The organism is Borrelia hermsii DAH, from assembly GCF_023035675.1.
Classification (GTDB): Bacteria; Spirochaetota; Spirochaetia; order Borreliales; family Borreliaceae; genus Borrelia; species Borrelia hermsii.
The window spans coordinates 154290-168075 of the sequence record NZ_CP073142.1 but is presented as its reverse complement, the minus strand read 5'-3'; the positions used below and the strand labels follow the sequence as shown (position 1 = coordinate 168075).

8 protein-coding genes are annotated in these 13786 nt (G+C 32.6%); all 8 read right to left on the bottom strand.

The features are described 5' to 3' along the window. Positions 1–30 precede the first annotated feature (30 nt). On the bottom strand, positions 31–1932 hold the full coding sequence (locus bhDAH_RS06515) for a BTA121 domain-containing protein surface lipoprotein (RefSeq protein ID WP_062705953.1): 1902 nt from the start codon (positions 1930–1932) through the stop codon (positions 31–33). A gap of 451 nt (positions 1933–2383) precedes the next feature. After that, positions 2384–2581, bottom strand: coding sequence for a BTA121 domain-containing protein surface lipoprotein (locus bhDAH_RS06510; RefSeq protein ID WP_062705950.1), 198 nt, complete (start codon positions 2579–2581; stop codon positions 2384–2386). A gap of 516 nt (positions 2582–3097) precedes the next feature. Then, the gene (locus tag bhDAH_RS06505) at positions 3098–4525 is read right to left on the bottom strand and encodes a BTA121 domain-containing protein surface lipoprotein (RefSeq protein ID WP_020732489.1); all 1428 of its coding nucleotides are present in this window, start codon (positions 4523–4525) and stop codon (positions 3098–3100) included. Between the two features lie 220 nt (positions 4526–4745). Continuing rightward, entirely contained in the window at positions 4746–6683 is a 1938-nt protein-coding gene (locus bhDAH_RS06500) for a BTA121 domain-containing protein surface lipoprotein (RefSeq protein ID WP_020732488.1), read from the bottom strand. A 296-nt stretch (positions 6684–6979) separates the two neighbouring features. Further along, positions 6980–7963 (bottom strand): BTA121 domain-containing protein surface lipoprotein, encoded by a 984-nt coding sequence (locus bhDAH_RS06495; RefSeq protein WP_020732487.1) that lies wholly within the window; start codon positions 7961–7963, stop codon positions 6980–6982. A 222-nt stretch (positions 7964–8185) separates the two neighbouring features. Then, the gene (locus bhDAH_RS06490; protein ID WP_192957786.1) at positions 8186–9814 is read right to left on the bottom strand and encodes a BTA121 domain-containing protein surface lipoprotein; all 1629 of its coding nucleotides are present in this window, start codon (positions 9812–9814) and stop codon (positions 8186–8188) included. Positions 9815–10055: 241 nt separating this feature from the next. Beyond that, positions 10056–12116: a BTA121 domain-containing protein surface lipoprotein gene (locus bhDAH_RS06485; protein WP_020732485.1), complete on the bottom strand. Its 2061-nt coding sequence runs from the start codon at positions 12114–12116 to the stop codon at positions 10056–10058. A 265-nt stretch (positions 12117–12381) separates the two neighbouring features. Then, positions 12382–13785 carry a BTA121 domain-containing protein surface lipoprotein gene (locus tag bhDAH_RS06480; protein ID WP_155719669.1) on the bottom strand — a complete coding sequence of 468 codons (1404 nt, stop codon included), beginning with the start codon at positions 13783–13785 and terminating at the stop codon, positions 12382–12384. Between the last annotated feature and the right edge of the window lies 1 nt (position 13786).

Genomic DNA, 13786 nt, shown 5'->3' with positions numbered 1-13786 from the left:
AAGCTTTATTTTAAACTCTATTTCAAAGCTCTATTTCAAGCTTATAGCTTGGTCTTTAATCGCAGTAAACCCATCCACAGAATCACTCTTATAATCTATATCCATGATATTATCATAAACATCATCAAGAGTAGAACCACTAAATGCCCATTTTATATCGGACAAATAAATATTATTGTAATCATCATACTCACGTTTCAATTCTTGTTTTGAGTCTTCTCTAGTAACATTTTCAATAACCCTTAAAGCATCCTCTCGTGCACTATAAATATCTAAATAAACTTCTATAATTTCCTTAAGTCTAAGAGCACCCAAGTTAACTAACATAGAGTAAAACTCATCATCAGTATAAGTATTAGAGCTGATATGCCCAATATTAGGATTAGTTACTGCACTTCGTATATGCTCAATTACTAGCTGCTCATCTGCTGAGAGCCCTACGTATAGATTTTCAAGTCCCATAGCACTTCTAGCATCGTCTCTAATCTTAGTAAACTTATCCACATGCTCACCATTTACAGTTTTATTATGTACAAAACCGGGATCATACCCATCAACGAATATGGACTTTAGATCAGATAAATAAAACTCATTGTAAACATCAAACTCACGTTTCAATTGTTTTTTTAATTCTTCCTTTTTAATATCCTCAATAGCGTCGCTAGCCTCTTTTTGTACTCTTTCGATCTCTAAATAAACTTCTATAATTTCCTTAAGCTTAAGAGCATCCAAATTGCTTAACAAAGCATACAAATCATCATCAGTATAAGCATCAGCAGAATCATCATCACCAACACCAGAAGTAACTACTATACCCCGTATATAATCGATTACTGCTTTCCCATCATCAGACAGCCCTTCATATATCTTTTCAAACTGCATGACACTTCCAGCTTGATTTGCAATATAAGCAAACGAATCAGCATAGTTGCTATTTATAACCCTACTATACACCCTATCAGGAGCAAATTCGTGGAATAACCCTTTTAAATGTGATGGATAAGCATTATTGCAAGCATTAAACTTATTTTGTAATTTTTGCTTAAATTCATCTCTCTTGACATCCTTAATAACTGCAAGAGCATCGTCTTTTGCTTTCAAAATCCCTAAATGAAATTCTATAATTTCAGCCAATTTAGAATCACCCAAACTACCTAACAAAATAATAAACTCGGAATCAGAATACGTCCTGTAATCATTAGCACTACCAACAGCAGGATTAGTTACTACATCTTGTATATAATCAATTACTGACTGCTCAGCTGCTAAGAGCCCTGCGTATAGATTTGCGCCATCCATAAAATCTCTAGCTTGCTTTTCAATAGAACTAAAATAACCCTCATAGCCGCTATTTATAGATTTATAATGCAAATTATCAGCACTACTCCCAGAAGGAATAAACCCACTAAATAACTCTTTTAGATGCGATAAATAATTATTCTTATAATCATCAAACTCACGCTGCAATTTTTGTTTTAATTCTTCATTATTAACATTCTCAATAGCTATTAAAGCCTCATCTTGTGCCTTAGTAATCTTTAAATGAACTTCTATCATTTCCTTAAACTTAAGAGCACCCAAGCTCTTTAACAAATTATAAAACCCATCATCAGTATAAGCCTTATCACCCGAGGCTCCTACACCAGAATCAGCTGCTACACTACGTACATATCTAATTACTTCCCTTTCGTTATCCTGCAACCTGAATGTACCTAAAAGCTTGTCAAGTTTAACTTCTATATTTTCCTCTGCTACATTGGCTCCATTTGCTTTAACTGAAGTATTTTCAAGCGAGCTGCTTATAGGTGGTCTCACTTTAACTGAGCCCTTTCCAGGCAAGTTATCTTTAAACATGAGATCCGCTTGTGGCTTGAAATTACAATTTATTACCAGAAATAATAGTAATAATGAACTCTTACTTCTTACCTTCATATTTAAATCTCTCCTTTTTTGCAAATTAAACTATTGCCATATAATTATAGTATAATAATCATATTATCACTATTTATTACTTTTAAAATTACAAATTTAATTATATATTGAATATATCTTAAATATATCTCAATATATTGCTACTGCCTCTTTAAGTACTAGAGGCCAAATTCCTAATACGCAAAAAAATCTTTATCCTCACAAATATCAGGATTAATTAATATATTTCGTATACTCTTATTTCCTTTCCCCTATCAAACAATCCTGCACATAAATCTTCACCCTTTTTACGTCCTCAGTATATTTCCCAATTCCAATAAACATGCTCTCGTAATCAATATTAAAAGCCTCGCTAACTATATAATCAACATCGACGCAATGATTGAATGCCTTTTTTATAGCCAATTTATATTTTTGATATTGCGATAAATCTTCTCTTCAAATTCTCCTTTTAAATCCCCTCTATTAAGATTTTCAACAACTGCAAGAGTCTTGTTTTGTGCTTTAACATTTTTAAATGAACTGCTATAATTTTCTTAAACCTAGAATCACCAAAGACATTTAACAAGTTATAAAAATCAAGATCAGAATATGTTCTAACACCTGTGTCTGCAGAATCAACTACTACTCTTCGTATATACTTAGCCACTCCTTTTCTTCATCCTGTAGATTAAATGTACTTAAAAGCTTATCAAGCTTAAATTCTATGCTTTCCTCTACTTCATTTACTTCATCTACTTTAGCAAAATCTTCCTCTTCATGCTTTTTTAAACGGAAGGATTAATTTGCCAAAGTTACTTACAATTGGCTTCCATACAAAAGAACTACTTACAATTAATTTCCCCTCTCTCAGATTCTTTTTAAGCAAGTATTCTTGAACGGTATCTTTTAGGGATTTCAAATTACAACCTCTTACCTTCACCATTAAATATCTCCCTTTTATGCAAACTAATCCATTGTTATATATAATACATCATTATATTACCATATAATAATTACTATTACTTATTTATTTTGTTTAAGCGGCTTAAATAATATATTGCTCCACCTTTCATTATTAAAAGCCTTAGACATTTACATCTAAGGCTTAAATCTTGCTCTTACTTAAGTACTCTTATTTAAGTACTTATTTAACTGTTGATCTTAATTTGTTTAAGTACTGCCCCTAAGGATTGCCCCTACTAGCTGCTATAATACGCTTAGCATCATCTCTAATCTGAGTCAACTTATCCTTCTCATAATTAATCTTTATAACTCTATTATATACAGAACTAAGAGTATCCTCACTAAATGCCTTTTTTAGTAGACCTGCATAGGTCCCCTCTTCTATATCAAATCTATCTCGCAAATCTTTTTTAGATTCATTTTCCTTAACACGCTTAATAGCTCTTAAGGCTCTATTTAATGCTTCAAAAGTATTTAAATGCACTCTTATAATTCTACTCAAATTTTCTTCACCTAAATTACCTAACAAAGTATAAAACTCTGCATCAGTATAAGTCTTATCATCTGGGGCTTCTTCTAGACTAAAATCAGTTACTACGCTTTGTATATAATCAATTACTTCCCTCTCATCAACAGAAAGCCCTGCATATAGCTCTTCACCCATTACAACACTGAAAGCATCTCTTTTAAATTTATCCAACTCACGAGTATAATTGCCACCCAACAACTGAACAAACAACTGCTCAAAAGTAAACTGCCCACGAAATAAGGATTTTAAATATAATGGATAGTCATTGGAATTATTAAACCTAATCTTCAAATCGTCTTTTAATGTTTCTCCCTTAACAGCGCCAATAGCCACTAAAATGGATTCTTTTAATTCTTCTACTAATTCAAACTCATACGAATGAACTTTTATAAGTCTAATCAAATTTTCTTCACCTAAATTGCCTAACATGGAGTAAAACTCAGCATCAGTATAAGTCCTATCGCCCGGGATATCAGGATCAGTTACTACGCTTCGTAGATAATCAATTCTCTTCATATCATCACCTGACAGCTTTGCGTATAGCTTTTCCCCCTTTGCAATGCTTTGAGCATCGTCTTTAATCTCAGTAAAATGATCCTCATTATTGCCCTCTTCTACATCTTGATGTTTTATCTTATCAGAAGCAGATTCACTAAACACTTCTACATCTTGATGTTTTATCTTATCAGAAGCAGATTCACTAAACACTTCTACATCTTGATGTTTTATCTTATCAGAAGCAGATTCACTAAATGCCTGTTTCATTGATCCTAAATGGGGGGTCTTTTTTGGACCTAATTTACCTTTTAATTGTTGGTTTGATGCAGCTTCCTTAACGCCTTCAGTATCTGTTTCAACTGCTCTTTTTGCTTTGGTCTTTAGTTTACCTTCCGTGCTTTTCCCTGTTGCACTAGTTACAGAAGTATCTCTAACATTACGTCTTCTAACTTTTGCCAAATCTTTGCCTACACGTCCTCCAAGCACAGGTTTTTTAAGCAAGTCATTTTTAAACAAATTTCCCTGCAAAACATCTTTTTGGGCTTTTAAATTACAACTTATTATTAGCAATAATTGTAATATTAACACTAATAATAAACTATGAGTCCTGACATTCACCATTAATTTTCTCCCTTTCATACAAAAATGAATTTATTATCATATAACAATATAATAATACCATAATAATTTGCTTATTTCTTTCGTTTACGCGGCTTAAATAAATATATTGCTATTACTTTTTAATTTAAAAGCCTTAGACATTTACATCTAAGGCTTAAATCTTGCTCTTATTTAAGTACTCTTATTTAAGTACTTATTTAACTATTGATCTTAATTTGCCTTAAGGATTACTCTTCCGATCAGCTTCATTTTTAATGGATATAAAATTATCCAAATAATTAATACCTACAGCTTGACTTTGCACAGAATCAAGAGTAGAACTATTAAATGCCTTTTTTAATAGGCCTGCATAGGTCCCCTCTTCTGCCTCAAACTTAGCTGACAATTCTTGTTTTGAGTCTGCATCTTTAACATCATTAATAGCTACTTCAACTTCTCTTAATGCTCTAAAAGTATCTACATGAACATTTATAATTTCCCGAAGTCCAAGAGCGCCCAAATTAATTAACAATCGCTTAAACTCAAGCTCAGTATATGTCTTCTCATTTAAGTCTCCTATACCCGGATCAATTACTGCTCTTTGTATATAACGAGCTGTTTTTTTCTCATCAACAGAAAGTCCTGCATATAGCTCTTCAACCTCTACAATTCTTCTAGCATAATTTTTAAGCCCAAGCAAATTATCAGCATAATCAATACTTGTAACTCTACTATACACATCATCAGGATTAAATCCATTAAATGCCGATCTTAATCCCCTTGCACAAAGAATCTCTTCATCCTCCAACTTACCTTTTAAGCTTTGTCTTAATTTTTCTTCCCTAATAGCATCAATAACTGTGAAAACTTCGTCTATTTCTCCAAAAATCTTTAAAGGAACTTCTATAAATTTCTTTAACTTAGCAGTATCAAAACTCTCTAACAAGTTGTAAAACTCAGAATCAGTATAAGTCCTGGAACCTGCTGAGATTCTACCAGAATCAGTTACCACACCTTGTATATGCTCAAGTGTTCTAATCTCTTCAACAGAAAGTCCTGCGTATAACGCTTCAGTCCTTGTAATATTTCTAGCATCAGATTCAATCTTAGCAAAATGACCCGCATAATCAATATTTATAATTCGACGACGCACATCATCAAGAGTAGAACCACTAAACATCCCCTTTAAATACGATGGATAGGAATTATTGAAATAATCATAACTACGTTCCAAATCTTGTTTTGATTTTTCTCCAGCTACAGCATTAATAGCTCTTAAAGCGCCTTCCTTTGCTGTTGAAACCTTGAAACAATCTCCTATAATTTTCTTTAAACTAGCATCGCCTAAGTCAATTAACAAAAGAGCAAACTCAAGCTCAGTATAAGTCTTATAAGCCGGAAGGCCTACACTACTATTAGTTGCTACGTCTCGCATATGCTCAATTACTAATCTCTCTTCACCAGAAAGGCCTGCATATAACTCTTCCTTTCTAATTTTTATAACATCATCTTTAATCTTATTAAACTGACCCGCATAATCAACACTCATAGCTTGATGGTACACCTTATCAGGAATAGATTCATTAAATACCTGTTTTAATTCCCTTAAGTAGGAGTTCTCTTCCACTTTCAATATACCTTGCAATTGTTGTTTTGATTCCTCTGCCTTAACAGCATCAATAACTCTTAAAGCTTCTCTTAGTGCTTGAACATTCTCTAAATGAGCTTTTATGATTTTCTGAAGCTTAGCCTTGCCTAAATTACTTAACAAAGTATAAAACTCAGAATCAGTATAAGTTCTGTAACCTTCAGCACTACCAATACCAGCATTAGTTACTGCAAGTCGTATATACTCAATTATTTCCACCTCTTCACGAGGTATCTTGAATATACCCAAAAGCCTATTAAATTTAACTCCCGCACTCCCTTCTGCACCAACTCTAAAAATACCTCCCATCCCATTCTTTGGAACCTTTGCCCAATCATCTACAGATTTTCCCACCATAAGTTTTGTATAAGGGTCATACCTGGACTTGCCCTTAAACGTGCTATTATCAAACAAACTCCCGCTAGAGAAGCTGTCTTTAAGAATGCTATCTTCTTTGGGTTTTAAATTACAACTTATTGCTAGCAATAATAGCAATAGTAATAACAAATTATAATGTCTTTTCTTTACCACTAAATATCTCCTTTTTAAAATTAATCTATTATTATACCAATGATATAAATGCATCATTATACAATGGTATTATGTTATCATACAATACCACACATAATAGAATAATGATATAGAATCATGATTTATTTTAATTTACATTAATTAATAAACATATTAATTAAATATACTGCAAATATATTGCTATTACTTTTAAATTAGAAGCCTTAGATATTTAAATCTCAGGCTTAAATCTTATTCTTACTTAAGTACTCTTAATTTCAGTACTCTTACTTAAGTGCTCTTTTTAACTATTAATATTAAGGATTGCCCTGCTCAGCCGCTTTAATGCCTAAAGCTTTATTTTTAATGGTTATAAAATCATTCTTATACTTATTGATTATAACTTCATCATATAACTTAGCAGGAGTAAATTTATTAAATATCCATTTTACATGCAATAAATAGGCGTTATTTAACACATTAAACTCTTGTTGCAAATCTCGTTTTGATGCTACTCCCTTAATATCATTAATAACATTTTGAGCTTGTTTCAATTCCCCCAGCATCTCGAAATGAACCCCTATAATTTCCCGAAGCCTTAAATTATCCAAGCTACCTAACGCGAGCTCAAATTCAAAAGCAGTATAAGTCTTGTAACCTTCCTTCTTACCAATACCTGAATTAGTTACTGCTCTTCGTATATGTTCAACTACTTCCTTATTATCATAAGACAGCCTCATATATAGATTTTCAAACCTTAATATGTCTCTAGCTTCATTTTTAATCTTATCAAAAGAATTCACATAATCAATATTCATAGCTTGAAGATATACCTTATTAGGAATAGCACTACCAAATACCTGTTTTAATTCCCTTAAGTAGAACCTCTTCTGCGCGCCCAACCTATCTTTCAATTGCCGAATTGATTCGTCTCTATCGACACTCTCAATAACTTTTAAAGCCTCGTCTTGAGCTTTAACATTTTTTAAATGAACTGCTATAATTTTCTTAAGCCTAGAATCACCCAAGCTAACTAGCAAGTTGTAAAACTCAGAATCAGCATATGTCCTGTTAACTGAGAGTCCTACTATACCCGGATCAGTTACTACGCCTCGTATATAATTAACTGCTGACCTTTCTTCATCCTGTAGCTTGAATGTGGACAAAAGATTATTAAGTTTAATATGCTCTTTTGCATTAAATCCAAGCCCATCTTCTTTTTGGGATTTTAAATTACAACTTATTAAATTACAACTTATTATTAATATCAGTAATGTACAATATCTTCTTACCTTTACCATTAAATATCTCCTTTTAAGTTAAAATTAATATATTGTTGCATTATAACATAATAATCTTGACATATTATCACTACTTATTAATTTTAATTTGCGACATCTAAGTAAATGCATTGATTAATATATTGCTATTACTACTCAATTAAAAGCCTTAAATATTTAAATTTAAGGCTTAATATTATTCTTAAACACTACATATAGGCTTATTACCATAAGGCAAGCCTGCTATAACACTTCACCCTTTATTAGATCTCTAACTTCCTCTTGCAGAAAAGAGAGATCATCTAAATAAGGATTACCATATGTATCCATAATAATTTGACGATACACATCATCAGCAGAACCATTAAATAAATCTTTTAATTTCGATGGATAGCGACCTTTATAGTTAGTGTTAAGGTCATTTGTCAATCGTTGCTTTTCTCCCTCTTCCTTAACATTCTTAATCATTGCTTCAAGTTCTGCAATTGCTTGATGGGTATTTAAATGAAATTCAAGAATTTTTTTAACCCTATCAAAAGCTAATTGACTCAACAAGAGATCAAACTCATAATCGTCAAGCATATCACCATAATCATCACTATCAACATCATTATTAGTTACCAGGCTTCGTATCTCTTTAAGGGCTTTAAGCTCATCTGCAGAAAGCTTCCCTGCGTATAGGTCTTCAACTTCTTTAAAACTTGCAGCTTTGTCCCTAAGACTATCAAAACCAACAGAACCACCTTTATATGTAAAACTCTCATAAAACTCATAAGGCTGTTCATACGACCAGAATACCGATCTTATCCAAGATACATGATGATTATCGCACTTATTAATCTTATCTAAGAGTTCTTGTTTATATTCTTCTTTAGAAATAGTCTCAATAACTTTTAATGCTTGATCCCGTTCTATTAAATTATTTAAGTGAGCTTTTATGATTTCCTTAACCTCAGAAGTATCTAAACTACTTAACAAGTAATAAAATTTACCCTCGGCTTTGGTAATATACGCTTGATCACTTGGATTCTCAAAAACAATTGAATTGTGCATATGCTCAATTGCTTTTTTATCTTCACCAGAAAGACCTGCTAAGAGATTTTCAAGATCTAAAACACCTTTACTACTCTTTTTAATCTCAGTAAAAGTATACAAAAAGTCCCTGGAAAAAAATTTAACGTTAAGAGAGATAGAATTGGGAAACGCATAATGGAATAAATTTTTTAAATCCTTTATATATTTTAGCCTTTTAGGCTCAAACTCATCTTGCAAGTTCTGTTTTGCTATCTCGTTCTTAACGCCCTTAATATTTGCAATAACCTCTGTTTGTACTGCAAGAACCACATTAATATCGCCTAGAACTTGTTTTAGCTTAACAGCATCAAAGCCACTTATCAAATTATAAAATCCATCATCAGTATATGTCCTGTTAAATACTGATCCTGCCGCAGGATCAGTTAATACGCTTCGTATATGATTAACTACTGACCTTTCTTCATCCTGCAACTTGAATGTACTTAAAAGCTCATCAAGCTTAACTTCTATGCTCTTATCCGCAACTACCTCAGAAGCACTATCCACATCTTCCTTTACTGCTACTCCCGAATCTGCTTCTACTTGTTCTCCAACTGCTGGTGCTGCGTCCACGGGAGCTGCCGCACCCAAAGGAACTGCCGCGCCCGCAAGGATTTCCGCACCCACAGGTGTTTTAAATCCAAATCCCTTATTAATCGGTTTATTTCCAGTAAAGTCCACTTTAAATGGTTTGCCTTTAATCAAATGAGTCCCAAGCAGATCATCTTCTTTTGATTTTAAATTACAACTTACTATCAGCAATAGTGGTAATAGCAATAACAAATTATGATGTCTCATCTTTGCCACTAAATATCTCCTTTTTAAAATTAATCTATATAATCTATAATTTAATCTATTATTATAGAAAATCTATTACTAATTAATATTATTATAATACCACAATATACTGCCCTATAATAAACATTTCTATTTACATAACATATCAAACTTTACATAACATATCAATATCAACTTTAAGCCCCAGATGTTTAATCTAGGGCTTAACTTTTAAATATTTTCTTAAGGATTAACTGTGATACTAACCCCCGATACTAGCTGCTTCGTTTGCTTTAATGCGGGAAGCTTTTTCTTGAACGGGAATAAAAAAGTTAGAATTATCAATTTTTATAACTGAGTCATAAGCATTCACAGGAGAAACTATATTAAATAGCATTTTTTTAAAAATTCTATACTCTTTCTTTGCAATACTAAACTCATGATTCAAATCTTTCCTTGATTCCTCATTATTGATAGAATCAATAACCGCTTGAATTCTCTCTTGCAATGTAAGAATCTTTTGAAGATCTACTGCCATTTCTTGAACCTGAGTATAATTCAAACCACCTAATAAAAGCTTCAACTCATTATCACTATACGTTTGTAAAGGTGCATTCCCTGGATAGGCCTTAATCTCAGGATCAGTTAATATATCGCGTAAATACTTAATTACTGCCCGTTCATCATCAGACAGCCTTGCCGATATTTCTTCATAATTTATAAAGGTCCTAGCCTTCATTGTAATCTTTATAAAACCACTCACTCCTTCATTATTATTATCCATAATCTCATCATCAAAAGCATAAGGACTGCCCCGACCTAGTGCTTTTCGTAGATAATACATAGAACTATTATTCCAAGCACCAAGTTCACGTCTCAATTTTTGTTTTAATTCATCGTCATTAATACCCTCAATAGTGTCTTCAGCTTCTTTTTGCACTCTAAAAAATTCCTTTAAATTAACTTCTATAACTTTTCTAAACTGATCAACACCCAAAACTCCTAACACAAAATAAAACTCAAAATCATTATAAGCATAATCATAAATTCCATCACTAACATCAGAACTAATTATCATATTTCGCATAGACTCAATTACAATCTTATCATCACCAGACAGGCCTGCGTACAGCACCTCACCATCTATAATGCCTCTAATATTATCTAACATCACATTAAGCTCTTGTAAATAATTATTATGAATAATTCTATTATATATAACATTAGCACTATACACCAAAGCAAAGCAATCTCTTAAACTGGACGGATATGAATCTTTGTAGTTATCATTAAAATCTCTTAAAATTTGTTGTTTTGATCTCTCTCTCTTAATATTCTTAACCATTAAGTTAATATCTGCAATTGCTTGATGCGTATTTAAATGATATTCAATAATTTTTTTTACCCTATCAAAAGCTAATCTACCCAACAAGAGATTAAACCTAGCATCGTCAAGAACATCACCATAACTATAAACAATATTATTAGTTACTACACTTCGTATATATTCAATTACTACAAGCTCATCTGCAGAAAGCTTCCCTGCGTATAAGTCCTCAAACTCTTTAAAACTCTCAGCTTCCTCTTTTATGTCATCAAAATCATATTCATCCTCAGCACATATAGCTTTTCGATACACATCATTAGGGGTAAATTTACTGAATGCCGATTTTACCCAAGATGGATAAGAATTACTCTCCTTATTAAACCGATCTTGCAACTCATTCTTTTTTTCCTCTTTATTAATATTTTCAATAGCTACTTGAGCCTCTCTTTGTACCCTTAGAACCTTTGATTGAACCTTCATAATTTTTGTAACCTTAGTAGCATCTAATGTCTTTAACAAATCATAAAATTCAAAATCGGTATACGTTTTAGCGCCCGGAATGTCAGGATTAGTTACTATGCTTCGTATATAATTAACTGCTGGTCTTTCTTCATCCTGTAGATTGAATGTACTTAAAAGCTCATCAAGCTTAACTTCTATGCTCTTATCCGCAACTACCTCAGAAGCACTATCCACATCTTCCTTTATTGCTGCCGCGCCTACAGGGATTGCTGCACCTACAGGGATTGCTGCACCTACAGGGATTGCTGCACCTACAGGGATTGCTGCACCTACAGGGATTGCTGCACCTACAGGTGTTTTAAATCCAAATCCCTTATCAATCGATTTATTTCCAGTAAAGTGCGCTCTAAATGGTTTGCCTTTTTTAATCAAACGCGCCCCAAGCAGTCCATCTTCTTTGGATTTTAAATTACAACTTATTATCAGCAATAATGGAAAGAGCAATAACAAGTTATAATATTTTACCTTTACCACTAAATATCTCCTTTTTAAAATTAATCTATAATTCAATCTATTATTATAGAAAATCTATTACTAATTAATATTAGTATAATATCACAATATACTGCCCTATAATAAGCATTGCTATTTACATAACACTATTTACATAACATATCAATATTTTTGGTATGTTATGCATAAATAAAAAGCCTTAGATTAATTATTACCTAAGGCTTAACCAATATTCTTAATTACTGCTTTTAATTGCTTCTCTTAACACTACTTTTCAAAATTAGTCCTAAGGATTGCTCTTAGCATCAGCTTCATTTTTAATGTTTACAAAATGATCCGTATAAATACTCTTTATAATTCCGCTATTATACACAGCATCAGGAGTAGATTCATTAAAGATCTTTTTTATTGCCAATGAATCCCTATCACTAAAATTGCCCAACTTTTCTGATAGGTCCTTTTTTTCTCTCGCGTCTTTAACACCCTTAATAGCTTCTAAAGCCTTGTATATCATTTGCAAAGTCTCTGAGTGGGCATCCATAATTTCCTTAACCTTATCCTTGCCCAAATTACCTAACAATATATAAAACTCAGTATTAGTATAAGTCTTGTAACCTTCAGCACGACCAATATCAGGATTCATTACTACTCTTTGCATATCCTCAATTACTTCATAATAATCAATTAGCGCTTCATATACCACTTTACCCTTTAGAACGCCTTCAGCATCAGCTTTAAGCTTAATAAAATTAAATGCATTGTTATCCACAAATCCAGCATACCTTTGATCAAAATTAAGCTGACTATTACAGAATAAGTGTTTTACATGCTGTTGATACTTATCCTCGATATCACAAAAATCATCATCCAGTTCTAGTCTTACTATAACTGGATCTGCATTAATACGCTCAATAACATTTAAAGCTGCAGGCATTTCTTCTTTAAGCCGCTTTGAATGAACTTGTATCATTTCCCTCAATTTAACATCCTGCAACTCATCTCTTAACTGGAGAAAAGCGAGATCAAATTCAATATGATTATACGTTATATTGTATGTTGGGTGTCCTATATCTGGATTGGTTGCCACATCTCGTATATAATCAATTCCCTTTTGCTCATCAGCAGAAAAACTTGCATATAGCCTTTCAAACTCCATAACTCTTTCAGCATTAGCTTTAAGCTTAGGAAAGTGCACCAAATAATTACTATTTATAGCTCTATCATGCACAGAATCAAGAGCAGTTTCATTAAATACCCGTCTCAGTTCACTTAAGTAGAAGTCCTCCTCTGCTTTTAACCAATCTTGGAATTCTTGCAATTCTCGTTTTAATGTTGCTTCATTAAGATTCTCAATTGCTAGCTGGGTTCCCTTTTGTGCTTTAAAGGGACCTAAATAAACTGCTATAATTTCTTTAAGCCTAGCATCACCCAAGTTAACTAACAAGTTGTAAAACTCAAGATCAGTATAAGTCTTGTCACCTGAAGTTCCTACATCCGAATCAGTTACTGCACTGCGTATATACTTAACTAATTCCACCTCTTCACCCTGTAGCTTGAATGTATCCAAAAGCTGATCAAATTTAACATCTATGCTCTCTTGCTTATCATCCCTTTTAGCCCTTGACAAATCTTTATCTACAGTTACCCCGCTAACAGAAGCACCTCCAGCTGCACCTTCTTTCGATTTCAAA